The sequence below is a fragment of the Streptomyces mirabilis genome (assembly GCF_039503195.1).
In the GTDB taxonomy this organism is placed as follows: Bacteria; Actinomycetota; Actinomycetes; order Streptomycetales; family Streptomycetaceae; genus Streptomyces; species Streptomyces mirabilis_D.
Window position 1 is genome coordinate 1 of sequence record NZ_JBCJKP010000002.1, and the last position, 25,637, is coordinate 25,637.

Here is a 25,637-nt window from a genome sequence, read left to right on the forward strand (position 1 = left end):
TCCTCCCGATCAGCACCTGCGCAGCGCCAGCCCGAAGGCGGCGGTGGACTTGCCCTTCCCGATCCCCGTGTGCACCACGACCAGCGGCCGGTTGCGGCGCTGACGCGTCGTCAGTCCGTCCTCGGGTACGACACTCGGCTGCCCCTGTGGCATTACGCGGCCCTCCTCGAAGTCCCCTGGACATCGCGCACGAGCCCGGCGATCGCGTCGGCCCGCAACTCGTCCAACGTCACCGCCGTGCCGCCCAGTTCGCCCGCGAGCCGCCCCGCGAGTCCGAGCCGCACGGGGTCCCGCCTCGCAGTCGACGACCACGGAGGCGACCTGGTCGGCCGCGAACAGCCGCGCCGCCCGTTCGGCGAGCGCGACGGGCTCAGGGCCACCGGTGGCCCGCCCGTCGGTCACCACGACGACCAACGGCCGCCCGGAGCGGGCCACTGCCGCAAGCCGGGGCATAGAGTCCGAATTGCGCAAGCGCAATTTGGAATTCCCGCGTAAACGCGGGAATAGAATTCCGTAAACGGAATTCTGATGGAATGTCAATTCGCGCAAGCGCGAATTGAGGGAGTCCCGCAAGCGGGCCTCCTGGGGCTGGCTACAAGGGGTGGTGCATCAACGCTGGGGTCTGTGTAGCGACTAGGGATCCCAAGCTACCACCCCCACAACCGATGTGACGGAACGTCAGTCTGACGGGTGCCGGCCCACCGCGGTGACGGGCTCCGCTGCGCTCCACCCGAACCCCTCCCCCACCCTCAAGTGCCCGTCGAAAAAGTCGAGCAGTCCGATGACACTCCGTCAGCATGCACACCAAACGAACGCGACAGGGCGAGAATCGGTCACGTGTCACCCTGGGGTCGGAGCTTAATGTGAGAGTGATGCATCATGGTGATGTACTGTGTAGAATCTGGGATCAGACAGCATCACCCCGGAACCCTTCTCCGCTCCGGACTTCCCTTTCTTGTTGCGCGCCAACATTCCGCGAAAAGGAGCACACGGGAATGGCCTTGAAACTGCGTGACCACCAGATCGAGGCCGTTGCCGCCATTGTGCGCGGACTCGACATCCCGCCGGGCGGCATTCCCTCCAATGGCCTGCGCGGGCAGGTGCACGCCGCGTGCGGCACGGGAAAGACCATCATTGCTGCCGCGTCGGCAAAGCGGCTTGTGCCCAAGGGCCGCGTTCTCGTCCTGGTGCCGACACTGGACCTTCTGTCCCAGACGGTGCAGGCGTGGCACGCGGCCGGGCACACGGGGCCGGCGGTTGCGGTGTGTTCGCTCCAGGACGATCCGGAGCTGCGGGGCTTCGGGTGCGCTCCACCACGAACCCTGTGCAGCTGGCGCTGTGGCACGGCTCCGGACCGGTGACCATCTACGCGACGTACGCCAGCCTCGGTGTCCTGGCGGAGGCGTTCGAGGGCGTCTACGGGCAGCAGTTGGCGCCGGTGGACCTCGCGGTGGTGGATGAGGCGCACCGGACTTCTGGGTCGATGGGCAAGGCGTGGGCGGACATCCATGACCAGAGCGTCATCCCGGCACACCGGCGGCTGTACCTGACGGCGACGCCGCGGATCTGGCAGGAGCGGCTCAACCGGGAGGTTGCCGAGGGAGTGCGCGATCCGCTACCGCGGGAGATGGCGGCTTCCATGGACGACGAGAACGTCTTCGGGCCCGTCCTGTACAAACTGTCGCTCGCATCGGCCGTGTCCCGCGGGCTGCTTGCCCGGTACCAGATCATCGTCCTGGAGCTCCAAGACCCCCTCGTCACCCCGGAACGGCTGATGGGCGAGGACCGGCACACCGAAGAAGTACGCGGGCAACGCCTCGGAGCCTTGCAGGCCGCGCTCCTGCACACCATGAGCCAGCACGGGCTCCAGACCTGCATCACCTTCCACCACCGGACCATAGAGGCACAGGCCTACGCGGAGGGCCTGGAACGCGTCGCGGCCAAACTGCACGCGGACCAGCCGGAGACGTACCCCGCTCGGATCTGGGCGGACTGGCTGTGCGGCGAACACGTACCCGCACACCGGCGGGGCGTCCTCGGCTCGTTCGGCACCACCGCCCGGCGTGCGATCCTCTCCAACTGCCGCGTCCTGGGCGAGGGCGTCGACATCCGCGCCGTGGACTCCGTCGCCCTCCTCGACCCCAAGGGCGCACCCCACGACATCGTCCAAGCCATCGGCCGCGCGCTCCGGCAAAAGCCAGGACAGGGGAAGCTCGCCTCTTTGATTGTGCCGGTATTTCTCCAGCCCGGGGAAAAGCCCGAGGACATGTTCACCTCCGGCTCTTACCGCCCATTGGTCAAGGTTCTTGAAGGGCTGCGGGCTCACGATGAAGAGGCCGTGGAACTGCTCGCCATCCCGCAGGAGCCCCAGAAGGACGTCGCCCAGCCGTCCGAGTACATCGGCGCGGCACCTGAGGAAGGCGAGGAAGAATCCCGGCTGCTGCTGCGGTTCGCGGCCCCCAGGGACCCCGTGATGGTCGCAGACTGGGTCTCCTTCAACGTGATCGACACCGAGAAGCAAGACTGGGCCCGCGGCTGGACTTCACTCAAAAAGTTCACCGAACGTGAAGCACACGCCCGAGTTCCCTACGGACACCGGGAGGGCGCGTACCCTCTCGGACAGTGGGTCGCAGAACAACGACGGGCCTACGGCGCCGGACAGATGACCGGGCTACGGGCGCAGCGGCTGGAGAAAGTCGGCATGGTCTGGAGCCTCGCCGATGAACGGTTCCAGGAGAACCTGGAAGCCGCGAAGGCGTACCACAACCAACACTGGACACTCTGCGCACCCCGCTCCGCGACGATGCTGGACCGGCCCGTAGGACAGTGGCTTTCGAATTTGCGGCGGCCGGGTGCGCTGGCCGAACGCCCCGAGTGGGAAGCGGCGCTGGAGGCCATCGACGCAGACTGGAACCCGTCGTGGCCGGCGGACTGGCAACGGCACTACGCCGCACTACACGAACTGGTACGCGACGAAGACGGCCAGGCCGACGTCCTGCCCGGCTTCACCATCCACGGCATGGACATCGGAAAGTGGCTCGCCCGGCAGCGGAAAGCGGACGTCTGGCAGGCCCTGGCGGACGGGCAGCGCAAACGCCTCGAACAACTCGGCATCGTGCCGCCGGCACCCCAGCCGGAAGCACCCGCGAAGCCCTCCACGACGCCCCTGAGCGCCTTCGAGCGGGGCATTGCGGCCCTCGCGCAGTACAAGGCCCGCGAGGGCACCGTGACCGTCCCCAGAAGCCACGTCGAGACGCTGCCGGACGGGACCCAGGTCCGACTCGGCGTGTTCCTCTCCAACACCAAGAGCAGACGCGGGAAGTTGACCGCCGACAAGCTCGCCGCGTTGGCCAGCCTCGGACTGGCATGGGCTGCCTGACGGATCAGCGACAGCGCCCGCTCACACCACCCGCACCGAATCGTTGACACGACATCGCACGCCCCACGGATAGGCACGCGATCCTGTGAGGGCCCGAGCCCCGCCCGGTCTCCGGCCCTCACCCACGTACATACTGCCGCCAACCGGGACATCGGTGGCCCCGTCGACCCGGTCAAGGTTGGAGATATCGGATCGAGGCCGGGCGCATCCTCGGCGCCAGCGGGGCTCGGTGAGCGGGACGCCGTGCGCAGCCGTCACGGAGCGGGGGGCGGGCGGCCGCGCACGGCAGGAGCGCCCTGTGCTGTGCGTGGCAGGACGCCTACCGGAATGCTGACACGGGGAACCTACCGAACCGACGGACAACGCGCGGCTGCGTAGCGGCTGACTCACCGCCGGCGGTATCGACCGCAGCTGGCAGGGCGCCGTGAACGAGGCCCGCGCCGTCTACGAGCGCGAGCAGTCGGCCGAACCCGGCACATCGCCCCGACATCCGTCCCCGCTGTTCATGGGGTTCTCATCGGCGAGGCCACAGCCCCGAGCCGCCACGCCATCGGGTGATGCGGCTCAGCCAGGCGAGTGACAGCGGCCACCGCAGGCCGCTACCGGGCGGGCCGGTGTTCCAGGATCGGTGCCGCCGCTGTCTTCGGCGGAATGTGCAGCGACAGCGTCTGTGCGGTGCGATCGGCTCGACCACGGCTGTTCGAGGAGTCCCATCCCATGCATTCACGCGTCATCGCTGTCATGGCCGCCGCGGTTGCGGCCACTGCCGCACTCGCGCAACCCGCCTACGCCGCCCCGCTCGTCGACGGGGTCTACCGGTTCGCGGCTCTCAGCGACGGCAAGTGTCTGGTCTGGCCCAAAACGCACGCGAGTATCGGCATGGTGTCGCTGGGCGCCTGCACGGACAACGGGTCCACCTCGGCGAACTGGCAGGTACGGCAACGCCCCAACGGAACGATGGAAGTCTCCACGCCGGGTTCCAACCCGCGCACCTGCCTGAAGTTGACGACGGACTACAGAGTGATGGTCAACGATTGCGCTGACAAGTACGCCGAGTGGACCGTCTCCTACGGCTCCGCTGGGCCCGGCAGTGTGGTGTGGGCCGACATCGAGCACACCCCCGGCGACCAATCCAACTCGTGGGGGAAGCTGGTGGACAGTCCCGACGTAACCGGTCGAATTATGGTGAGGAAGGTCCCCATCGAGCCGCACTACTGGGCATTGCAGCAGGTCAGCTAGTCTAGGACCAGAATACGAAACAGCAGGTCAGGACACCGGGGCACGCCTGTACGTCTTTGCCGTCATCGAGCACTCCACCCGGCGCATCCGGGTCCTGGGCGTGACCACGCACCCCACCGCGCAGTGGGTCGTGCAGGTCGGACGCAATCTCCTCATGGACCTCGAGGACGCGGGCAGCAGACCCAGGTTCTTGATCCGCGACCGCGACTCCAAGTTCACGCAGGCCTTCGACGCCATGCTCGCCGACGCCGGACTCAGGATCATCAGAAGCGGCGTACGGATACCGCGGATGAACTCCATCATGGAGCGCTGGATTCAGACCTGCCGACGCGAACTCCTGGACCGAACGCTGATCTGGAACCAGAGCCACCTTCTCCACGCGCTCCGCGAGTTCGAGACCTTCTACAACGAGCATCGACCGCACAGAACGTTGGAGTACGCCGCTCCGCCCGATACCCGAGCCGATCAGCGCGCCAGGACACATCAGCCACCTGGAGGTCCACCGCCGAGACCGCCTCGGCGGAACCCTTCACGAGTACCGACATGTCGCTTGACCAGGCCGGGTAATTAATCGGCACCCGCAGCCGCTCCGCGTTCACCGTTTCAGGCAGCGGGCAGGACGGGGCACCGTCTGTTCAGCGGCGCGGCGTCGGCGGCTGCAGACCGAACGCCGCGGTGTTCAGCCAGCGCCGCATGGCCTGTGCGATCGGCCGCTCGACGAACCGGTGCACGAGGTACGCCAGGACGATCAACGCGCTCACCGTGACCCCGACCAGGGCCCAGGGGGCGACCCGGTCGCCGTAGTAGTGCGCGATGGTCATGCCGACGGTGTCGTGCAGCAGATACAGCGGGAAGGTCATGGTGCCGGCGACGGTCAGGCCGCGCCAGCGGATCCAGCGGGTCCAGCCGAGTGCGATGGCGGCGATCAGCAGGAAGAACACCGTGGTCACCACGATCAGCCAGCCGCGCCAAGGCGCCCAGGTGTCCCAGTTGTTGCGGCCGCCGACGGGTGCCAGCAGGAAGTGCAAAGCCAGCAGCCACGACATGGCGACGATCCCCCACAGCAGTGGCGTCGGCCGGTAGCGGTGCATGAGGTAGAAGGCCATGCCCGCGATGAAGTACGGGGCGGACGTCGGGTTGACGATCAGTGAGAGCAACGGGATCTGGGCGCCGGGCGCCAGCACCGCGGCGACCGTCCACAACCCGCAGAAAATCACGACCCGTTGGTACGTGAGCCCCTTCCACACCACGACCGCGAAGGTGAGGTAGAAGCAGAGTTCCGGCCAGAGCGTCCAGTAGACCGAGTCCAGGTTGTCCACGCCGAGTGGGGTCTGCAACATCGTGAAGTTCGCGAACAGCAGCCGCGGGTTGGGGTGCCCGAACGGGCTGTCGGTCAGGTAGATGACGCACGCCGACACCACGATCGCGATCCAGTACATCGGGTACAGACGGGTGACGCGCGAGATGAAGAAGTCGCGCGGGGTGCGCGCCCACGCGCTCATGCAGATGACGAACCCGCTGATCAGGAAGAACAGGTCGACGCCGAGCCGGCCGTAGGCGAAGTACCCGTGCGCCTCGGGGAACGTGCTCCGATACGGGCGGCCCCAGATCGTGATCATCGCCCAGGGGGTCTGGCCGACGAAGTGGAACAGCACTACCGCCAGCGCCGCCAGGAACCGCAGGCCGTCCAGCGCGGCGAGCCGGTCCCTGTGGACGGCCGGCCTGGCCACGATCACCCGCCCCGCAGGCGCCGACCGCAGGAGCGGCACATTGGGTGCGACCGCCCCCTCGTTCCCACGCCTCGTGGCCACGTCGACCCGTCCCCTGTGCTCCGCCTGGGTCATGCATCCCCATTCCAGGGTTGTTCTTTGCTGTCAGGGCCCTATGAACCCCGATCACATGACCAACGGGCAGACGGAATGGTTGCCGAGCACACGATCTCCTGTTGCGGGACGCGTGAGCGAGCGGGACTTCACCCTCGTCTTCGCCATGGCCCACGACGCGGGGATCTCCTACAACCGGATCGCCGAAGCCTGCGCGCTCAAGTCCGAGCGCGTCAGCCAGATCGCCCGGGGCACCACAGCTGTCACCGCCCTCGCGACTGTCGAGCGAATCGCCGGCGGACTGCGCTTTCCCCGTGCCCTCCTGGGACTTGCTGCGCAACCCTGGGAAGACACCGCCGTTCTCAGCACGGAGTCCCGCCATGGAGAAGATGATCCGATGAAGCGCCGCAACCTGCTGCGCGGCGCGCTGGCCGCCGGCCTCACCGCTCCGGCCCTCGCCGCGCTCACCGCCGCCCGGACCGACGTCGACCAGACCCTCTCCCCCGACGCACCGCAGGACCCCGCGAGCGGGAGCATCCTGCGGATGCGAGGAGTCACCCGGATTCCTTTCCAGGCACGGGTGACGGCATGACGGAATAACCTCTGCAGCCCCCCGGTGCACGTCGCCATCGCGGCCAGTCAGCTGCCGCTTGGCGCGTACCGGCGGCCATGCCGACTTCTGCCCTACTGGGAGCAATGGCATCAGGTTCCGCGGTCGCCGCCAACCGTCTGCTGTGGGAAGGGTCGGCCGGGCGCGGCCGGACGCTCGTGTTGACGGCGCTCGCCTTCGCCGACGGCGCCGCCTGCGACCGTGCAGCGCGGAGGGTGGGCTTCGGGGGCGCGGCTGAGCTGCTGAGGAGAACGGGCGGCCAGCAAGCAGACCGCGGCCGACGTGCGGAGGGCCGCTTACCTGGTCTTGCAGCCGCCCCGCTCGTGCGCTGCTCCGATCCGGCCGTCGTCACCGCCACAGAGACTGAACGGGGTCGGGCGCGGTCGGCGTAGACGGGCGGCAGGGCCTGGGTGATGTCGCGGATCCGGGCGTCGTCGGTGGTGCCGGGCGCCGCGGTGAACCCGAACCTCGCGCATCAGCGCGCGGACCAGTTCCGCTCCGGCCTGCACGTTCATCCGCTGGAGCGCGGCGTGAACACGCCGGTAGCCGTAGGTCTCCTGAGAGTCGGAGAAGACTTGGAGGATGACAGCCCTCAGTTCCGCACCGCGCTTCGCGGTGGCCGACAATAGCCTCGATCTCCAGTGGTAGAAGCCCGACGTGGATACTCCCGCCCAGGTGCACATCTGCTGCACGGGAAAGTTACTGGCCTCGCCGGATCTGGCCATCAGTGCACCACTGCCGGGTACCAGTGGCCAACACGCACCGTAACCGGTCCTCGAAATCTGTGCCCGAGCCCGAGTTCTGACGTCACCGGGGTACTTGCGCGGGCAGCAGCGGGGTGCTCCTGCTGAAAGGGCCCTGGTCAATGCCGAGGTACACGTGATGGTGTGCGCCCTCGGCAGGCTACGGCACCGAATCTGACGGTCTCGGCGGCACGTATCAGGTGGTCGAGGCAATTGCTCGGGTGACGGCCGTGATCGCCGGGGTGGCGTGGCCGGGGAGTCGCGCCACGAGAACCCGGCGGATCTCGGGAGGTGCGCCTTTGACGTGCAGCAGGCTCACCCCAGGCGGCAGCACCGGCGAGAGCCGTGAGGGCACCGTTGTCACCCCGAAGCCGCCGGCGACCAGCTGAAGCTTCGTCAGCCAGTCGCGCGCGCAGTGGACGATGTCCGGCCGTCCGGGCAGGCCGGGCCAGACCCCGAGCAGTGGCTCGGCGTTCGACGCCGGGGCGGCGATCCACAGGGCGTCGACCAGTTCGTCGACGTGCACCGCGGTGCGGCCGGCGAACTCTCCGGTCGAAGGCACCGCCACGACCAGTTCGGTGTCCGCAACGGTCTCGACGTGCAGGCGCGGCGACTCGCCGTCCAAAGGCCGGTGGGGCGGGCGGGACGTCAGCACGGCGAGGTCGATCGAGCCCGCGCGCAGTGCCCGGATCAGGGAGGGTGTGGTGCCCTCGGTGGTCGTGACCGTGATCTGCGGGTCGGTCGCCGCGAGGCGGGTGAGTGAGAGAGGCAGGATGGCCGCGCCCGCGCTCAGGAACAGCCCGAGCCGCACCAGTTCGGTACGCGAGGCGGTGCCGGTGAGGTCACGCTCGGCCGCCGTCAAACAGTCCAGGATCGTGCGAGCGTGGCGCAACAGAGTCAGACCCGCGGGGGTGAGCCGCACTCCGTCGGGGCGGCGTTCGAACAGGGCAGTGCCCGCGCTTCGTTCGAGGGAGGCGGCCTGGCGTGAGACCGCCGACTGGGTGTAGCCGAGCCGGGTGGCTGCTGCGGTGAAGCTGCCGGACTCGGCGATCTGCCGCAGGACCCGTAGGCCTGTGCTGGAGATGTCCATGCGGTGTACGCATACCACAGGTGCTTGATCGTCGCTTCCCGCATGCCCGTCGGGTTCCTAGTGTCGATCCCGACGAACACGGACGAACACGGAGGTCATCACGTGCGAGCAGCAGTTCTGACGCAGTTCGGTGCCCCGCTCACGGTGCGGGAGGTACCCGACCCCGAGGCTGGCGGCGGCGAGGTGGTGGTCGAGGTCCTCGCCGCCAGCGTGGCGCCCTACGCGGCCGAGGTCTTCAGCGGCGAGCGGACCTACCCCCTGGTCCCGCCCGTCGTGCCCGGGATCGGCGGCGTGGGACGGGTCGTCCACGTGGGCCCGGACGCCACCCGGCTGCGCCCCGGCGACCTGGTGTGGTGCGACTCGACGGTGCGCTCGCGGGACGACGCCCTGACGCCCGACATCACGCTCCAGGGCTGGAGCTCCCGCGGCGAGGGCGGCGCGCGCCTCGCCCGGTACCTGCATGACGGATCGTACGCCGAGCTCATGCGGGTCCCGACGGAGAACGTCTTCCCGCTCCCCGCAGCGGCGGGGGACGACCCGGCCCGCTGGGCCGCACTCGGCGTGCACGTCATCCCTTACGGCGGGCTGCTGGCCGGCGGGCTCGCAGCCGGTGAGACGCTGCTCGTCAATGGGGCCACCGGCAATCTCGGCAGCAGTGCGGTCGCGGTCGCGCTCGCCATGGGGGCGGGCCGCGTGGTCGCCCCAGGCCGCAACCAGGCCGCGCTCGACCTCCTCGCCGACCGGTTCGGTCCGCTCGTGCGCCCGGTCCCTCTCACCGGGGACGAGGCCGGCGACCGCGCGGCGATGTCCGCGGCGGCCGACGGCCCGATCGACATGGTGATCGACCTGCTACCGCCGAGCGCACCCAGCTCGGCAGCGCGCATGGCAGCCATGACCGTGCGCGAATACGGCCGCGTCGTTCTCATGGGCGGCGTCGGCATGCTCGGTGGCGACGACCTCGCACTCCCGTACCCATGGATCATGCGCAACTCGATCACCGTGCGCGGCCAGTGGATGTACCCGCGTACAGCGATCGTCGGCATCATCCGGCTCCTCGCTTCGGGCACCCTGGACCTCGCCCCCGAACGGGTCCGGTCGTTCGGCCTCAGCGCCGTCAACGACGCCGTCACGTACGCCGCCTCACATGGTGGCCCGTTCGACCGCACCACCCTCACCCCACCGGCTCGCTGAGAAGCTGTATGCATACCGATCAGCGGGCTCGGGATTCGAACAAGAATCCTGATCGGATGATGCCGCCCGGCCTCGGCGAGGTCAGTGGTGCCGGGAGGGTACGTCTCGACATCGGCAAGGGTGGCCGCGCCGGCCGCGACATCGACGATGCTGTGCGGCCGGCACGTTTCGCACGCCTCGGTGACGTGCACGACCGCATCGCAATGGGTAACCCGGGGTCGGGTCGGAACTGGTGGACGGGATCGAGTGCCTGACGGTGAACTTGTCGGCGCCGATACGGACTTCCTTGACCACCGCGCGCAGGACGCGCTGACGTTCGAGGACCGAGGTGGTCCGGGCGCTCTCACGCAGCCGGGCCAGGAAGCCCTCCAGGTTCTCGGCGAGCCTGAGGTAGGCCTGCTGGTCGACGAGCTGGGCGGCCAGGGCGTCCGGCTGGCCGTGCAGGTTCTGTGAGCGCGCCTGGGAAGGCTGTGCTGTCGCGAGGTGTCGCGGATGTGGTGGACGAACCTGCGTGTGGAACAAAATCGCACCCGGGCAGCGCAACCGCCTGTGACGCATTGGTGTCCGTGCAGCGACAACTTCGCCTTACCGCTCCTTCGCGTTGGCTGGGCGCGCTGTGCTGAAGCGGCGCTGATAGGCGGCGGGGCTGAGCGACAATTTCCTCACGAAAACTCTCCGCATACTTTCGTAATTCGGGAATCCGGCAAGGGATGCCGTCTGCGTCGCGGTATGCCCTTGGTCGAGTAGAGCTTTGGCCATGTCGAAGCGGATCATCTCCACGTACCGGGCCGGCGTGGTGGACAGCTCGTCGCGAAAGAGCCGCGTGAGATGTCGAGGGCTCACATTGAGGTGCTTGGCTAGTTCGCCGAGTGAGTGGTTTCCCCCGGGATTCGCCGTGATCAAGTCGGTGATTCTGCGGAGGGCCGGAGATCGGGGCGGCGGTCCTTGCAGCGGCGCGGAGAACTGTGACTGGCCGCCCGAACGCTGCAAATAGACCACCAGGGCGCGGGCGACGTCGCGGGTCAGATCAGGGCCGTGATCCTCCTCAACGAGTGCCAGTGCCAGGTCGATTCCGGCGGTCACACCCGCCGAGGTGTAGATGGTGCCGTCACGGACGTAGATCGCGTCGGGTTCGACGCGGCTGGCCCGGCAGCGGGCGGCGAGCTCGTGCGCGACCTTCCAGTGCGTGGTGGCGCGCTTGCCGTCCAGGAGGCCGGCGGCGCCGAGGATGAATGCTCCGGTGCAGATGGACGCGACCCGGCCGGCCCGGCCCGCCAGCGTTCGCGTGGCCTCGATCAGATCACGGGGCACAGGTGTGCGCGGGTAGAGGTCTGCGCCGGCCACCAGGAACGTGTCAGGGGCAGACTCCGTGGCGGCGGCGTCGACCGCGATCCGGATCCCGATGGACGAGGTGACATCGGCACCGGTCGGTGACACCAGCACGATCTTGTAGTCGGCACCGAGCCGGTTCGCTTCCCCGAATACCTCCGCGGGGCCGACGACGTCCAGGAGTTTGACCCCGTCATAGACGAGGATCGCAACCCGATGCGTGGCGGAGCCCACAACCCCGCTGCCCGCCTGTCCGGATTCAGGTGACTCCTGGCCGGACCGAGGGAGCGCCGGACGCCGGGTGGTTGGCAGTGTGGAAGACGGACGCACCGTCCATTCGTAACACACCGATATCGGAAGGAGCAGAGGTCATGAGCGAGATCATCGCGGGGGTAGAGATTCCTGAAACGGCGGCGGTCGCCGAGGCCACCCGCCTCATGCAGGAGATGACCAGCCCCCTCATCTACCACCACTCCCGGCGCGTTTTCGTCTTCGGCGCCATGCATGCTCACAGGCTCGGCCTGGAGCCCGACCCGGAGCTTCTCTACCTGTGCGCCATGTTTCACGACACCGGCCTCTTGACGCCGTTTTCCGACGTTGAGCAGCGCTTCGAGGTCGATGGAGCCGACCACGCACGCAAGTTCATGCTCGACCGCGGTTTCCCGGCCACGGCCGCCGACGTGGCGTGGACGGCGATCGCGCTGCACACGACCCCGGGAATTCCCGGGCGGATGGGCCCGGAGATCGCCATCACGAATCTGGGGGTTCTGACCGACGTGCTCGGCCTGGGCCTGGATGAGCTGGATCGCAGCCAGGTGGACGAGATCACCGCCGTTCATCCGCGGGGTGACTTCAAGAACGAGTTTTTGCAGGCCTTCGTCGAGGGACTCAAGCACCGCCCGGAGACCACGAACGGAACCGTGAATTCGGATGTGCTGGAGCATTTCATTCCCGGCTTCCAGCGCACAACCACGGTCGAGCGCATCATGGGCGCTCCCTGGCCGAGCTGATCAAGGCGCCGTAAAAGGCAACGTGATGAAACGTGTGAGTGGCCCTCGCGAGGGGCGTCGTCTCGGGCGAGGTGCGGCCTTCGCCGTGCTGGCCTGCGCCAATGTGGTGATGATGGCCACGGCAAGCGCACCGTCACCAATCTACCCGCTGTACCGGGAGCGTTGGGGCCTGTCGGTCACGATGCTGACAGTGATCTTCGCCGTGTATGTCGTGGGTCTGCTCGGCGCCCTGCTGATGGTCGGATCGCTGAGTGACCAGCTGGGTCGCCGCCCGGTGCTGGTCGCCGCCCTTCTGGTGGCGGCGACCAGCACGGCGATCTTCTGGACGGCCGACGGCGTCGTCTCCCTCCTGATCGCCCGGGTGGTGCAGGGCATCGCCACGGGGACGGCCACGGGCACTCTTGCCGCCGGACTGGTCGAGCTCTCACCCAAGAGACGTCCGCATCTGGGGCCCACGACAACAGCGGTGGGCACGAGTATCGGCATGGCCACCGGCGCCGGTGTGGTGGGGCTGCTGGTTCAGTCGACCTCACGCCCCGATGCGTATGTCTTTCCCGTTCTGACGCTGACCTTCGTCGTTCTGGCCGCGGTCGTCCTCACGATCCCTGAGACACTCGTCCCGCGAGCGGTGGGACTGGCGTCGTTGCGACCCAGAGTCCGGGTTCCTCGGGAAGCCCGGCCGGAGTTCTTCGCCTCCGTTCCCGCCCTCGTCGCGGGGTGGTCCGTCACGGGCCTGTTCCTCGCGCTCACTCCGTCCCTGGTGAGCAATGTCCTGCATGTGCGGTCCGGCGCTGCGGGCGGGCTCAGCATCGCGGCGCTGTTTGTGGCCAACAGCGTGGGCGGGTTGTGGTCCGTTCGGCATGCGGCTCGGCTCGCCACCTTGCTGGGGGCGGTTCTCCTGACTCTGGGTGCGTCCGGGCTGGCGGTGGCCATCGCTGTTGCTTCGCCGGCCGTATACGCGGGCGGATCGGTCGTCGCGGGGCTGGGCGTCGGCCTGACGTTCAACGGCAACCTCCGCGCCATCAGCGCGGTCACCACCGTGAAGTCGCGGTCGGAGGTCTTCTCGGCCGTCTACGTGATCAGCTATGCGGCGTTGAGTCTTCCGGCCCTCGCGGCCGGGCTCGCGGCGCCCTCATGGGGGCTGGAGACCACGGGCTATCTGTACGTCGGCTTCGTCGGGGCGCTGTCCTTGGGTGCGGCCCTGCGCGCCGGACGATCACGTGCTCACAGGCCCACCGGCGATCCGATACGCGCGGGCTGGGAAAGCGGACCTCGCAGCGAACGGTCCCGCTGCTGAGCGCGCCGCACGCCCTACGTCGGCACCATCCCCAAAGCAGCTTGATCAGGACTTACGGCTGTCGTGTCGGAGCGGGTCGGCTCGCTTCTGCGGAGCTGTCTTCGAAGATCCTGAGATCGAAATAGCTGCGCTACATCCGCAAGCTGGAGGAAGGTTGCGATCTGTATGGGTGACGGGCATGGGCCCGGACGGTGTAAGCAGGAGGACCCGCTCGGAGCCGAATGGGAGAGGCACCGGCCCGCGGTCTTCGGTGTGGCCTACCGACTGCTGGGGACTGTGGCTGATGCCGAGGATGTCACCCAGGACGTGTGGCTGCGGGCGGCCGGAGCGGATCTGCAGGACGTCGATGATCTGCGGGCCTGGCTGGTGACGGTGGCCGCGCGACGAGCGTACGACATTCTCAAGAGCGCCCGCTTCCGCCGGGAGACCTATGTCGGGCCGTGGCTGCCGGAGCCGCTGCTGACAGGGCCGGACGCGTCGCAGCCGGTACTCGTCGACGAGTCCGTCAGCTCGGCGATGCTCCTGATCATGGAAGAGCTGAGCCCGCCGGAGCGGGTGGCCTTCGTCCTGCACGATGTCTTCGGCCTGGAGTTCGGCCGGATCGCCGAAGTGCTGGACGTCTCCGTGCCGGGTGCCCGGCAGCTCGCCTCGCGGGCACGACGGCGGGTGGCCAAGACAAAGCAGTCCACGCCGCAGGCGTCGAAGGCGGAGCGCGAACGGGTCCTCACGGTCTTCCGCGCCGCCTACGAGGCCGGGGACCTGGCCGGCCTGGTCAGGCTCCTCCACCCAGACGCCGTCTACGTCACCGACGGCGGCGGCAAGGCCTTGGCGGCACGCAAGCTCATTCACGGCGGCGAGCGCGTCGCCGAGGTCATGGTGCGTACGGGGCGCCAGTGGCACCCGGACCGCATCGATTTCGCCGAGGTCGGCGGCGAGCTCGCGTTCGTTTTCCACCGGGAAGGCCGGGTCTACTCCGTCGACACGGTCCAGATCACAGGCGATCTGATCACCGCGTACCGCAGGGTCCTCAATCCCGACAAACTCGTGCACGTCTGAGCTGTCACACACGTGGGGGTCACCTCGTCTCCCTGGTGAGAACGCACAACGGGCGACGAAGGAAGACGCCAGAGCAGGTGAGATCGATCATGCGGCACGGCATACATCCACCTGCAGCCGCTATGAGCCCTGCGCGCGAGCGCTGTGCGCTCGGGTCGCCCCTCCGTAGTAAGGACCTGTATGCAAGCCATCACTGTGCGAGACCGTGACTCACCGATCTCGCAGCGCGGCTGAGAGACGGCCGGCTCAAGCCGTTCGTCGGTGCTGTGCGGCCGCTCGCCGAAGCGCCCTCCGCCTTCGCCCCCGGCAAGCGCACCCCAGGCAAGACGATCATCCGCGTCACGGCAGGCAACGGAAGGCTGAATCAGGAGACCCATCGTGATCGGAATGCGGATCGCCGCCGGCCTCCTGGCCGGCGCCACGCTGACGGCGGCCACGGCCTGCTCGACCTCCAACCAGCCCGCCCACGCCACGCGGCCGGCCACCGCCGTGGCATCACCTGCGGCCATGGCATCGACACGCCCCGCCGAAACCCTCAAGCGGCTGCTCCAGCAGGCCCTTCCGAATGTGAAGGGCAAGACGTTCATCTCGGTGATCGTCGACTTCCCGCCCAACACACGCGCGATGCCGCACCGGCACGGCCAGGCGTTCGTCTACGCCTACGTCCTGGAAGGCACCGTGCGCAGCCAGCTCGCAGGCAAGCCGGTGAGTACCTACGACCAGGGCGACAACTGGGTCGAGCCGCCGGGTGCGCACCACCTCCTCACCGAGAACACCAGCCGGACCAAACAGGCCAGGCTCCTGGTCGTCTTCGTCTCCAACACCGGAGAAAAGCTCAAGGTCAACGACCCGGCGTGGTAGCCCGGGGCACGCAGCGGACGGCAACCGCCCCGCCCAACACTCGGCCCCTGCCAAACACACCCGACCGGCCACCCCCACGCACGCCAAGTGCGCGGCGCAGGCCACCCGAACGAATCGAAGGAGTCATGACCGACCCCCAGCGCGTCAACATCGGCAAGCAGCACCCGGCCGCCTACAAGACCCTCATCGCCCTGTCGTCACAGGTGGAAGAGGCCGCCGCCGCAGCGGGCCTCGACCCGCTCCTGGTCGAGCTGTTGAGGATCCGCACCTCTCAGATCAACGGCTGCGCATTCTGCCTGCGCATGCACACCCGCGACGCCCTCAAGAAGGGCGAAAACCCCGACCGGATCGCCGTGCTGCCCGCCTGGGCAGAAACCGGCTACTTCTCCGAGACCGACCGCGCCGCCCTCCGCCTGGCCGAGGCGATCACACGCGTGCCGGACGGACACGTCAGCGACGAGGACTTCAACGCCGCCGCGTCCATACTCGCCCCAGACCAGGTCTCGGCAATCGCCTGGCTGGCAACAGTGATGAACGCCTTCAACCGCGTCGCGATCACCAGCCGCTACCCCGTCGGCAACTGACACCGGCGGTGATACGGGCCCGCGAAGCCTCCACCGTCGTGAAGGTGATGGCGGAATCACTCGGGCAGCTTGTGCGAGCTGCCCCGGCCCACACAAGCGCGGAGGCGTCCGACGGCGTACGCGCACGGGGAACGGCCAGGGGAGCCAGGCTGAGCCGCTCGTCCATGTCGAGGCGGAAGGTGCCGTACGAGTTGACGAGGTATCAGAACAGAGCGGCCAGGCCGCGCCGGTCCATCCGATCTTGAGCAGTGATAGTCGAACGTGGTTCCCGGTGGGGTGATCCTCGTCGGACGAGAGCACATGGAGAGGGGGCCTCCTGAACAGCTCGTGGGTGTCGAATCCATAGAGCGTCAGGAGACCCCTGTGCTGCAGTCTTCAGTGTCGGCGGCCGGGCGGTCCAACCCGGCTCCTCCATCCTGTGATTGCCTCGCGCATGTGTACGGCAACGCGGCTGACTGGCCCCAGCGGCCGCGTCGGTATCCGTCGGACTTGACGGATACCGAGTGGGCGGCGATCCGGCCGCTGCTGCCGCTGCCGGGCTGGCTGCGCGGCCGGGGCGGCCGGCCGGAGGGGTACTGCCACCGGGCCATGCTCGATGCCATCCGGTATCTCGTGGACAACGGGATCAGTGGCGCGCGATGCCCGCCGACTTCCCGCCGTGGAACCGCATCTACGCATTCTTCCGCCGCTGGCGGGACAACTTGCTGGTCAAGGAGTTCCACGACCGGTTGCGCGCGAGGGTCCGCCAGGAGCTGGGGCGGGATGCGGAGCCGACAGCCGCAGTGATCGACTCGCAGTCCGTCAAAGCGGATGCTGTCGTCGGCTCCGACAGCCGCGGCTTCGACGGCGGCAAGCTGATCAACGGCCGCAAGCGGCATGTCGTGGTCGACACGCTCGGCCTGCTGCTGAGCGTGATGGTCACCGCCGCGGACACCGGTGACCGCATCGCCGCCCAGGTGCTGCTCGGGCAGGTCGCCGACGTGCACCACCGGCTGGAACTGGTCTGGGCCGACGGCGGCTACACCGGCCCCCTCGTCCAGTACTGCCTGGCCACGCTCGCCCTGGACCTGGCGATCGTCAAACGCAGCGACGACGTGCGCGGCTTCGTGGTGCTGCCCAAGCGGTGGCTCGTCGAGCGCCTGTTCGCCCACCTGATGCGCACCCGCCGCCTGGCACGCGACTACGAACGCCACACCACCAGCGCCGAGGCGATGATCTACTGGTCGATGACCCTGCTCATGACCCGCCGCCTGGCCCGGCCACACCCGCAGCGAGCGTGAACCGGCCCGGCTGCCGCTCGGCCAGCCAGCCCCGCGCGACCAGACGTTTCGCCTTCGACCGCAGTGCCTCCACCCGTGCCGGCACCACGTCCATGCCGAACACGGCGGCCATCTCCTGGCAGGTCAGCGGCCCTTGACGGAGCCGGTTCCGGTCCGCGAGCGCCTGCAGGATGCGCTGGTAGTCCACCAACAGCACCGACCAGGCCAGCCCCTGGCGCCACATGGGCACCTGCGACTTCGGCTTCACCGCATCCCGCGGCGCCGAGGGCGCATCCGCACCCCGCACATCCGGCGTGACCTCCGTGCCGGCGGTGCCGCAGCCGTCCGGAGCCAGCACCGCATCGACCCGCCTGCGGGCGATCACCCACTCCTGGCATTCCTGCTCGGCCGCGGCCAGTCGGCCTGGATACGGTCGGCCTCTTCCCGCAGCCCGTCCACACGACGGCAAGCACCCAGCTCACGCTGTTCCAACAGCCCAATCACCGACGGCACCCACGACCTCCCGGGGAGCGACAGCCCGACAGGCCACTACTCCCACGGCGCCGCCGACCCTACGCCCGACCAGCGGAAACGCAGCCCTCAAGCCCGGAAAGACAACAGCTTCTCACCCATATGCCGCGCTGGCGCTGAGGGCAGTCACCATGGCGCCCCACGGTGGGCACGTCGCCCGCCGAGTGATCCAAACGAATCGGCTTAGTCGGGATTGAGGGGGGACTGCAGGTTGACGGCCAGGGTGTGCAGCACAGGAATGTCGGGGAGGGAGACGCTCACCGTCATGATCACCACAGACATGACGAACATTCAGCTGGTGAAGTCGTTGGAGCGGTACGACGGCAATGTGGGTGAGAGACCGGCTGCCACCCTGCCCTGGGTGGTTCTCGATGGGGCGGGGCGGGAGATCACGCCGACAAGCGAGTTCCTAGGGGAATTACTGGCGTGCGGCAACACTCCGGCTTCCTGCCGCTCCTATGCCTTTGACCTGCTGCGCTGGTTCCCTTCAGTACGACATCCCTGGTGAGAGGCGGGCTGAGCCGATCGGCGTGACGATGAGGGCGGAGGTGTTTTCGCATGCCCACCGGTGACGTGCTCCTACTCCTCGATGAGAGTGGCCGGGTGATCGAGTGGGGGCGTCCGGCCGAGGAGCTGTTCGGTTGGTCCGCCGAAGAGGCCGTCGGCCAGTCCGTGACCGCACTCATGCGTGAGCTCGCCGCTGACGGCAAACATCGGGGAAAGCTTCTCGGATGCGGCCGCGGTGCTGGTCAAGCCGGTGTTGCGGGGTACTTCCGTGGTGTGGCAGATGCTCGCAGCGGGGGACACCATGTCGGGGCAGGACGTGGCGATCTTGAAGGCTGCGTTCACCCATTCCCCGGTGGAACTGCACGTCCTCGACAATCAGCTGCGCGTGGTCCACATGAGCACCGCCACCGGCGGGATGCCTGACACACCAGTGAGGCACCTGCTGGGCAAGCATTTCACCGAGGCGTGTGAACTCGCAGACTCCGAGGAAGAAACCGCTGTGGCGCAAAGGGTCCTGGAGAGCGGAGAACCGGTCGTGAACCGGATCGTCCATTGCATCAAGGCACCAGGCCGGCCCGCGCGTCGTATCCAGTCCGTGTCCTACTTCCGTGTGGAGGACTCTCACGGCAATGTGGTCGGGCTGGTGGCGTCCACGGTCGACGTCACCGAGCGGGAGAACGCACAGAACCGCCTGGCCCTCCTGGACACGGTCCGCACACAAGTGGGGCACCGGCTGAGCGTGATGGATGTCTGCTGGGAACTGGTGGAGGCGGTAGTGCCAGCCTTCGCCGGCATCGCCGACGTCGAGGTGATCGAAGACGTCGTCCGCGGAGAGGATCCTCCCCTGGTACCCGTCCACGGGGACGTTCCACTGCGCCGTGCAGCATTCCAAGGCCCAATCGCGGGTCACCCCGTCGGAGTCGTGCGACACCTGCCAACCGGCACCCCCTTCTCGGACGTCCTGTCCGACCTTCGGCCGCGCCTCGTGGCGATCGAGGAGGACAGCTCGTGGCTGGCCGCCGACCCGGCCCGAGCCGACGTCATCAGGCGATCCGGTGCCCACTCCCTGATCGTGGCACCGCTGGCGTTGCGCGGTCATGCCCTGGGCGTGGTCAGCTTCTACCGCCACCAGCAGGAAGACCCCTTTGAAGAGGAGGATGTCGCGCTGGCGTCTGCCGTGTGTACGCACGCTGCGCTCTGCATCGACAACGCCCGTCAGTTCATGCGCGAGTGGATCATCGCGCGCACCGTCCAGCGCAGGCTCCTGCCCCACCAACCGGCCACACATGCCACCGTGGAGATCTCCCCACTGCACCTTCCCGCTCCGGAGGGCGGCGGCGCGTGGTCCGACGCGATCGCACTGCCCGGTGCACGGACCGCGCTGATCGTCGGCGACGTGGCAGGGCAAGGCATCGCCGCAGCCATCACGATGGGACTCCTGCGGACGGCCGTCCATACGCTCGCCGCCCTGGATCTGCAGCCCGACGAGCTGCTGGCCCGCCTCAGCGACACCGCAGCCCGTCTCGTGACCGCGCGCGCAGCGCTTCCTCCCATGGATCCCCTCAATCGCGAGCCGCTCACCGCCGGCTGCATCATCGCGATCTACGACCCGGTCGAGCTCACCTGCACCATCGCCCGCGCCGGCCTCCCCGAACCGGTCGCGGTCCTTCCCGACGGCACCTCGGCCACCTTGCCCGTTCCCCCAGGCCCCCAACTCGCCGAAGCGGGCAACGCCCCCTTCCCCGCGACCACCGTCAGCCTCCCCGAAGGAAGCACTCTGGCGATGGGCACGTCCGCGATCGCGGACGCGGTCCTGGCGCCATCGGGTCCCCTGCGCCCGCTCCTGGACGGCGCCAGCACAAGGCGCCTGCCGGACCTGTGTGACGACATCGCGCACGCGCTCACAGCCGGCCACCCGACCGGCGAGAGCCAGATGCTGCTCGCCCGCACGAAGGCGCTGCCCCAAGACCGGGTACTGACCCTCGCTCTGCCTGCGGACCCCGAGGCCGCCCCGATCGCCCGCGCAGCGGCCCGCCGCCAACTGGAAGCCTGGGACATGGACGAGGAGACGGCGTTCACCACCGAGCTCATCGTCAGCGAACTCGTCGGCAACGCTGTCCGCTACGGCGCTCCGCCCCTGCAACTTCGCCTCGTCCTCGAACGGATGCTCACCTGCGAGGTCAGCGACACCGCGGCCAGCGCTCCGCAGGTGAAACATGCCCGCACCATCGACGAGACAGGCCGAGGACTGTTCATCATCGCGAGCGTCGCGGAACAGTGGGGCACGCGCTACCAAGCCCAGGGAAAGACCGTCTGGGCAGAGCAACCGCCAGGGGTGTCAGCGGAGCGCCGAAACGGTGCCGGGCGCCCTGCGTGAGCGCGGCAGGGGCTGCCCGCCGCGCCATCTCAGCGAAAAGACCGCAATACGATGGATAAGGATCGTTTGGGCCATCGCTCGAGGATTGTCAGGGAGCGGCAGATGGACACCTGGGACGAATTCCTTCGCTGGGCTACCCCATCGGCTCTTCTGACGCCAGACGGCACCGTCCACTCCCTCAACGCCCCGATGGCCGCCACGCTGGGCAGGCCGGCGCAGCAGTGCGTAGGTTATGACTTTCTCGACTTGCTGCCCGAAACCCAGCGAGCCTCGGCCGAGAGTCTGCTCATACACGGGGCCACGACGAAGACGGTCGCGATGCGTGTGCTGGAGTTCTCGGGTGCGGGCAGAGCGTCCGTGGTCAGCCTCATCGAGGCCCGGCCAGTGAAAGATCCCGCAAGTCGCGAGCGGCTGGTGTGGGTGCATTCGGTGGACGCGCGAAACGATCCGGGCGGCCTGCTGATCCCGTTCCGGCTGGCGGCCGCAGCCGCGGACCTCGGCCTGTGGATGTACGCACCCCGGATGCACCGGCTGGACTGGCTGGGTGGCGCACCCGCGCTGGCCTCGCTGTTCCCGCATGCCTCGACGCCCTTGGCCAGGGTGGTCCGGCGAGTTCACCCGGATGACCGGGTGGCCCTGAGACGGCTCGTGCGCTCGACCGCAGCCCAGTCCCCCTGGATCAGCCTGCGGTTCCGTACCGAGAACGATGGGTGGGACCACATCGCCTGCCAGATCCGTCGGATCCAGCTGGGCTATGGCGGCCCTGAACAGGTCTTCGGGGTGATCCGCGACGACACCCTGCTCGAGGAGGGCCGACAGAAAGCGCTGGCCACGCTGGCTGCCGAGCGGCAGCGTGCCGACGAGATCGCCGCCTTCTCCGCCGCCCTGATCACCGCCGCCACCGAGCAGGAACTGCAGCAGGTCGTCCTGACACGGGTCGCCGCGACCTTCGGCGGCACGGGCGCCATGCTTGCCCTCCTCGACAATGAAACGGGGCTCCTGCACGCCTCCTCCGATGCCAGGGTCGACCCGCAGCAGATCGACGCCATGGAAGGCCTGTCTCTGGCTGAACCGCAACCGCTGACCTGTGCGATCCGAACCGGCACGCCGCAGTTCATCCCCAACCGCGAGGAACTCATACGCGACTGGCCGCAGCCAGCCAGTATTCCGCGGCTTGGCTCCTTCATCGCCATATCGATCGCCCCCCTCAGCCCGGTCGGCGACCAGCCGCTCGGGGCCTGGGCGGTGATCTACGACAGCGAGCACCACTCGCCCCCGGACGAGCGTGCCCTCATGAGTACGCTGGCCGACCTGGCAGGCCAGGCACTCAGGCGCATCCGATTGCAGCAGGCCCGCGTCGAGCTGGCCGCGGCGCTCCAGCAGAGCATGCTGCCCACGCTGCCCGAGCATCTTCCGGGCCTGGAGGTCGCCGCCCGCTACCGGCCCAGCCGCGACGGGCTCGACATCGGCGGGGACTGGTACGACGCCTTCGTGATGCCCGGCGGGGCGGTGGCCCTGGAGATCGGCGACAGCCAAGGGCACGACGTGGATGCCGCTGCCTTCATGGGACAGGTACGCACCTCCATCCGCGCGATCGCCCCCCACGAACCGGCGCCGGCCACCGTGCTGACGCGCACCAACGAACTGCTTGTCACGATGAACGCGGCACGATTCGCCAGCTGCACCATGCTGTACATCGGCCCACGCGCAGGACAGGTCATCGGCACCAGCGCAGGCCATGTGCCGTTGCTCTGCATACGCGAGGACGGCAGCAGCGACATCCGCGAGCTGCCGGGCGGTCCGGTGCTGGGAGTCCTGTCAGGCACCGACTACCTCGAGGAGACCTTCACGCTGGAGGAGGGCACCGCGTTGGTCATGGTCACCGACGGTGTGGTCGAAGGGCCGGGCCTGCCGCTGGACGCCGGCCTGGAGCGGGCCGGAACACTGGCCGCCCAAGCCCTCCACGACGGGCTGAACGCCGAGGCGATCGCTGACCGAATCCTCGACGCCGCGGTCGCGGTGGACCACCTCGACGACGTGGCCGTGCTGGTCATCAGGCGCATATGACGACGCCCTTCGTGAACGCGCGGGTGTCTGCACGGGGCATGCATCCGTTATGAGCCTGCGCGACATCGCTAAGCGGCTCGTCATCACCACGGGTGCGAAGAGGGGGCAACACCTCTCGCCCGCCACCGTCGGCCGAGACCACCGCGCGGTCTCAGGGCTTCGTCCGAAGAGGACTTGGCGCAGAGGCGTGCTCTGCCGGCTGACAGATCCGGGTGGCGCCGCTGGCGGTTTGGCGGCCACTGCCCTGTGCGCGATGTGTGAGGGCCTGGCCGCGGGCGAAGGCCGGCACCCACGACTGGACAGTGAGGACACGATGCGGGACGCCTATCACGAGGAGCTGGTCGATCAGTGACGGCCTGGTGGAGATGGCGAACGTGGTCGGCTCGGCCATCGGCCTGGCCACGACCGCTCTCCTGGATGCCGATATGCAGCTTGCCGAGAGCGTGGTCTCCGCCGACGAGAACGGACCGGCCCTCCGTATACATGGGTGCTGGGAGTGTCCTGCATACCCAACGCCATCAACGCATCGGGGCGACCTCGAAGAACTCGTCCTGGGACGACAGCACTCGCATGCCCGCACGGACTACAAGCTGGTTCAGTTGCCGGTGACCGGGTATCGACTTGTAATCGCGACGCGGTTGAAGGCGTTCATCAACGTTGACAGCCAGGCCACCGCCGAGACCTGATCTGCGGAGAGCACGGCTGCTGCCGCGTTGTAGTCGTCGTCGCTCACGTGCCCCTCGGACACGTGCGCGATGGCCTCTGTAAGGCGTAGGGCCGCGCGGTCGGTCTCGGAGAAGTAATCGGTTTCTTCCCACGCGGGCAACACTGCGATCCGGTCCGGGTTCTCGCCCTTCTTGAGCGCGTCGCGGGTGTGCATTTTGAGACAGAACGCGCAGCCGTTGATCTGGGACGTGCGGATCTTCAAAAGCTCGACCAGAAGCGGGTCAAGACCTGCCGCGGTGGTGGTGTCTTCCACTGCCGAGGACAGGGCGATAAGAGCCTTGTAATTGGCCGGGTGCTGCTTTCCGATGTTAACGCGCTGCTTCTCAGTCTCTGAATCAGTCATGGGTTCCTCCTCTTCGCGTGGCCGGACGCACCCCGCAGGGGCATCCTCAGCCTCACCTAATCTGTGGCATTGTTACTAGCGGCGGGTGATACGCAATGGGAATTGCGACTTAAACCTTCTCGCCGCGCTTTTGTTCCCGTCTGGCGCCGATCAGGTACCCGGTCCCATCCGGTGCGTGGGGCATCTTTCGGCCGGCCTCCGGAATCCGGTCAAAATGGAACTCCTCCACAAGACCAGCAGTCCTGGTAGTCGGCGAGCTTGAGGATGGCATCGGCGTCGTCGACCGGGGCCATATCCCTTCGGCTTTGATCCGACACTTGCCGCTCAGCCGTTCACCCGGGCACTTCCCAGGCGAGGTGGGAAAAACAAGAAGCGGATTCGCGACGCCACGACGCATCAGGCGCATGGGCGACATGAGACCGCGCGCCGAACTTACGAGCATCAACTCCTCCTGTCCGGTTCGAGCCCCCGGGAGGGCCTCCAGGCTCGGCAAACAGCTCACTGGGCTTCGACGGGGCGGCCTTCTTCAGCCGCCCGGCCAGTCTGGACCGGCAGGAGAGTGCTGCGCTCACGGACGTGGGGCGCCGGCGTTCGTTCGATCTGCAGGCTGACCAGTTCCGGGCGGCTGTAGTGGCCGCGCGCATCCATCAGGCGCTTGCGCAGGTCGATCTGCGCGAAGTCCAGGTCGGCGATCACTTCGCCTTCGCCGGATGTGAGCGGCTCGCCGATGATGCGGCCCTCGGGATCGATAATGGCGGTGAAGAAGCCACCGGAGATCGCGCCAACGGGGCCGCCGGTGTCCTTGGCGATCTGCGCCTGCTGGTCGGCCTCGAGCCAGGCGGTGGCGTTGACCACGAAGCAGGCCGATTCCAGCGCATGCTGGCGGATGTTGACCTCGATCTGGTCGGCGAACTGCTGGCCGCCGAAGGAACCGGGGTACATCGCGGCGTGGATCTGCTCGCCGTCGGCGATCAAGGCATAGCGTGCTAGCGGCAGGTAGTGCTCCCAGCATGCGAGCTGTCCGATGCGGCCGACGGCGCTATCTACCGCGCGCAGGCCCGAACCGTCGCCCTGGCCCCAGATCATCCGCTCGTGATAGGTCGGCGTGATCTTGCGGCGGCGCTGGATCAGTGTGCCGTCCGCGTCGAACAGCAGCTGCGTGTTGTAGATGGTGCCGCCGTCACGCTCGTTGACGCCGATCGAGACGACCATGTGGGCTTCCCGGACGGCTTCGGCGATCGCCTCGGTCTCGGCGGACGGTACGGTCACCGCCTGATCGAGCAGGCGCAGGTGCCCCTCGGCCATGGTGTAGGGCGGCTGCACGAAGGAGAAGTAGGGGTAGTAGGGAACGATGGTCTCAGGGAAGACCGCGAACTGGACACCCTGCTCACCCAGGTCGCGGATCTTTTTCACGACCTTCTCTACGGTGCCCGCGCGGCTGTAAAGCACGGGACTGATCTGGACTGCAGCGGCTTTTACGACAGTCATGGTGATACTCCTTGCAAATGTACGGTCGGTAAGACCTCGCGATGCTGCGCGAGCCCGGACGGGCACGCGATAAAAAGGCAGCCAAGGCGGTCCGGGAGGGATGGGGCCCGGCCGAGCGGACAACTTC

General features: G+C 68.0%; 20 protein-coding genes and 9 pseudogenes. 19 read left to right on the top strand and 10 right to left on the bottom strand.

All coding sequences use genetic code 11. From position 1 onward, the window contains the following. Positions 1-18 precede the first annotated feature (18 nt). Both AAFF41_RS50395 and AAFF41_RS50400 read right to left on the bottom strand, forming a co-directional pair. Positions 19-153 (bottom strand): annotated as a pseudogene (locus tag AAFF41_RS50395) (cob(I)yrinic acid a,c-diamide adenosyltransferase); the annotation flags it as partial. After that, positions 153-420 (bottom strand): annotated as a pseudogene (locus tag AAFF41_RS50400) (vWA domain-containing protein); the annotation flags it as partial. The pseudogenes AAFF41_RS50395 and AAFF41_RS50400, both read right to left, overlap by 1 nt. Positions 421-995: 575 nt before the next feature. On the opposite strand from AAFF41_RS50400, the pseudogene AAFF41_RS50405 reads away from it, so the two are divergent. The 3 genes and pseudogenes from AAFF41_RS50405 to AAFF41_RS50415 form a co-directional block, all read left to right on the top strand. Beyond that, positions 996-3,379: pseudogene (locus AAFF41_RS50405) on the top strand (helicase associated domain-containing protein). 717 nt (positions 3,380-4,096) lie between these two features. After that, on the top strand, positions 4,097-4,618 hold the full coding sequence (locus AAFF41_RS50410) for a hypothetical protein (protein WP_343326509.1): 522 nt from the start codon (positions 4,097-4,099) through the stop codon (positions 4,616-4,618). 34 nt (positions 4,619-4,652) lie between these two features. Then, positions 4,653-5,172: pseudogene (locus AAFF41_RS50415) on the top strand (integrase core domain-containing protein); the annotation flags it as partial. 81 nt (positions 5,173-5,253) lie between these two features. Here AAFF41_RS50415 and AAFF41_RS50420 read toward each other — a convergent pair. Then, a complete protein-coding gene (locus AAFF41_RS50420) occupies positions 5,254-6,429 on the bottom strand; it encodes an acyltransferase family protein (RefSeq protein WP_319753429.1) in 1,176 nt (391 codons plus the stop codon). A 145-nt stretch (positions 6,430-6,574) separates the two neighbouring features. Here AAFF41_RS50420 and AAFF41_RS50425 point away from each other — a divergent pair, with 145 nt between their 5' ends. Continuing rightward, positions 6,575-7,033 carry a hypothetical protein gene (locus AAFF41_RS50425; protein ID WP_319753430.1) on the top strand — a complete coding sequence of 153 codons (459 nt, stop codon included), beginning with the start codon at positions 6,575-6,577 and terminating at the stop codon, positions 7,031-7,033. 397 nt (positions 7,034-7,430) lie between these two features. Here AAFF41_RS50425 and AAFF41_RS50430 read toward each other — a convergent pair. The 3 genes and pseudogenes from AAFF41_RS50430 to AAFF41_RS50435 form a co-directional block, all read right to left on the bottom strand. Then, positions 7,431-7,523: pseudogene (locus AAFF41_RS50430) on the bottom strand (telomere-protecting terminal protein Tpg); the annotation flags it as partial. 22 nt (positions 7,524-7,545) lie between these two features. Continuing rightward, positions 7,546-7,776, bottom strand: a pseudogene (locus tag AAFF41_RS52120) (IS3 family transposase); the annotation flags it as partial. A 214-nt stretch (positions 7,777-7,990) separates the two neighbouring features. Beyond that, positions 7,991-8,884, bottom strand: coding sequence for a LysR family transcriptional regulator (locus AAFF41_RS50435; protein WP_343326510.1), 894 nt, complete (start codon positions 8,882-8,884; stop codon positions 7,991-7,993). Positions 8,885-8,986: 102 nt separating this feature from the next. Between AAFF41_RS50435 and AAFF41_RS50440 the strand changes: the two genes are divergently transcribed. Genes AAFF41_RS50440 through AAFF41_RS50450 form a run of 3 tightly spaced genes read left to right on the top strand, consistent with a single transcriptional unit; the run spans position 8,987 to position 10,528 of the window. Beyond that, positions 8,987-10,075 (top strand): alcohol dehydrogenase catalytic domain-containing protein, encoded by a 1,089-nt coding sequence (locus AAFF41_RS50440; protein ID WP_343326511.1) that lies wholly within the window; start codon positions 8,987-8,989, stop codon positions 10,073-10,075. A gap of 8 nt (positions 10,076-10,083) precedes the next feature. Continuing rightward, positions 10,084-10,329, top strand: a complete 246-nt coding sequence (locus tag AAFF41_RS50445; RefSeq protein WP_319753433.1) for a hypothetical protein — start codon at positions 10,084-10,086, stop codon at positions 10,327-10,329. Continuing rightward, the gene (locus tag AAFF41_RS50450; RefSeq protein WP_319753434.1) at positions 10,322-10,528 is read left to right on the top strand and encodes a hypothetical protein; all 207 of its coding nucleotides are present in this window, start codon (positions 10,322-10,324) and stop codon (positions 10,526-10,528) included. Before AAFF41_RS50445 ends, AAFF41_RS50450 begins: the two co-directional genes overlap by 8 nt. A gap of 132 nt (positions 10,529-10,660) precedes the next feature. Here the strand turns inward: AAFF41_RS50450 and AAFF41_RS50455 are convergent, their stop codons facing one another. Further along, positions 10,661-11,638: a GlxA family transcriptional regulator gene (locus tag AAFF41_RS50455; protein WP_319753435.1), complete on the bottom strand. Its 978-nt coding sequence runs from the start codon at positions 11,636-11,638 to the stop codon at positions 10,661-10,663. Positions 11,639-11,775: 137 nt separating this feature from the next. Between AAFF41_RS50455 and AAFF41_RS50460 the strand changes: the two genes are divergently transcribed. The 7 genes and pseudogenes from AAFF41_RS50460 to AAFF41_RS50490 all read left to right on the top strand — a co-directional run bounded on the left by AAFF41_RS50460 (position 11,776) and on the right by AAFF41_RS50490 (position 17,492). After that, complete coding sequence (locus AAFF41_RS50460) at positions 11,776-12,414, top strand: HD domain-containing protein (protein WP_319753436.1); 639 nt, start codon at positions 11,776-11,778, stop codon at positions 12,412-12,414. A 34-nt stretch (positions 12,415-12,448) separates the two neighbouring features. Beyond that, the gene (locus AAFF41_RS50465) at positions 12,449-13,711 is read left to right on the top strand and encodes an MFS transporter (protein ID WP_343326512.1); all 1,263 of its coding nucleotides are present in this window, start codon (positions 12,449-12,451) and stop codon (positions 13,709-13,711) included. Between the two features lie 165 nt (positions 13,712-13,876). Continuing rightward, positions 13,877-14,767, top strand: coding sequence for an RNA polymerase sigma factor SigJ (sigJ, locus tag AAFF41_RS50470; protein ID WP_343326513.1), 891 nt, complete (start codon positions 13,877-13,879; stop codon positions 14,765-14,767). 387 nt (positions 14,768-15,154) lie between these two features. Next, positions 15,155-15,628, top strand: a complete 474-nt coding sequence (locus tag AAFF41_RS50475; RefSeq protein WP_343326568.1) for a cupin domain-containing protein — start codon at positions 15,155-15,157, stop codon at positions 15,626-15,628. A gap of 125 nt (positions 15,629-15,753) precedes the next feature. Further along, the gene (locus AAFF41_RS50480; protein WP_319753439.1) at positions 15,754-16,212 is read left to right on the top strand and encodes a carboxymuconolactone decarboxylase family protein; all 459 of its coding nucleotides are present in this window, start codon (positions 15,754-15,756) and stop codon (positions 16,210-16,212) included. A 300-nt stretch (positions 16,213-16,512) separates the two neighbouring features. Next, positions 16,513-16,797, top strand: a pseudogene (locus AAFF41_RS50485) (transposase); the annotation flags it as partial. A 53-nt stretch (positions 16,798-16,850) separates the two neighbouring features. Next, positions 16,851-17,492, top strand: a complete 642-nt coding sequence (locus AAFF41_RS50490) for an IS5 family transposase (RefSeq protein WP_343326514.1) — start codon at positions 16,851-16,853, stop codon at positions 17,490-17,492. Here AAFF41_RS50490 and AAFF41_RS50495 read toward each other — a convergent pair. Beyond that, positions 17,449-17,984 (bottom strand): annotated as a pseudogene (locus AAFF41_RS50495) (hypothetical protein). The gene AAFF41_RS50490 and the pseudogene AAFF41_RS50495 sit on opposite strands and share 44 nt — an antisense overlap. Positions 17,985-18,267: 283 nt before the next feature. Here AAFF41_RS50495 and AAFF41_RS50500 point away from each other — a divergent pair. The 5 genes and pseudogenes from AAFF41_RS50500 to AAFF41_RS50520 all read left to right on the top strand — a co-directional run. Further along, the gene (locus AAFF41_RS50500; protein WP_319753441.1) at positions 18,268-18,510 is read left to right on the top strand and encodes a hypothetical protein; all 243 of its coding nucleotides are present in this window, start codon (positions 18,268-18,270) and stop codon (positions 18,508-18,510) included. A 50-nt stretch (positions 18,511-18,560) separates the two neighbouring features. Continuing rightward, on the top strand, positions 18,561-18,932 hold the full coding sequence (locus AAFF41_RS52125; protein WP_425526278.1) for a PAS domain-containing protein: 372 nt from the start codon (positions 18,561-18,563) through the stop codon (positions 18,930-18,932). Next, complete coding sequence (locus AAFF41_RS50510; RefSeq protein WP_425526279.1) at positions 18,826-20,886, top strand: SpoIIE family protein phosphatase; 2,061 nt, start codon at positions 18,826-18,828, stop codon at positions 20,884-20,886. Before AAFF41_RS52125 ends, AAFF41_RS50510 begins: the two co-directional genes overlap by 107 nt. 102 nt (positions 20,887-20,988) lie before the next feature. Then, positions 20,989-22,953, top strand: coding sequence for a SpoIIE family protein phosphatase (locus tag AAFF41_RS50515; protein WP_343326517.1), 1,965 nt, complete (start codon positions 20,989-20,991; stop codon positions 22,951-22,953). A gap of 313 nt (positions 22,954-23,266) precedes the next feature. After that, positions 23,267-23,414 (top strand): annotated as a pseudogene (locus AAFF41_RS50520) (phosphate signaling complex protein PhoU); the annotation flags it as partial. 134 nt (positions 23,415-23,548) lie between these two features. Here AAFF41_RS50520 and AAFF41_RS50525 read toward each other — a convergent pair. Both AAFF41_RS50525 and AAFF41_RS50530 read right to left on the bottom strand, forming a co-directional pair. Continuing rightward, positions 23,549-24,022 (bottom strand): carboxymuconolactone decarboxylase family protein, encoded by a 474-nt coding sequence (locus AAFF41_RS50525; RefSeq protein WP_319753444.1) that lies wholly within the window; start codon positions 24,020-24,022, stop codon positions 23,549-23,551. Between the two features lie 498 nt (positions 24,023-24,520). Continuing rightward, positions 24,521-25,510: a nitrilase-related carbon-nitrogen hydrolase gene (locus tag AAFF41_RS50530; RefSeq protein WP_319753445.1), complete on the bottom strand. Its 990-nt coding sequence runs from the start codon at positions 25,508-25,510 to the stop codon at positions 24,521-24,523. Positions 25,511-25,637 lie beyond the last annotated feature (127 nt).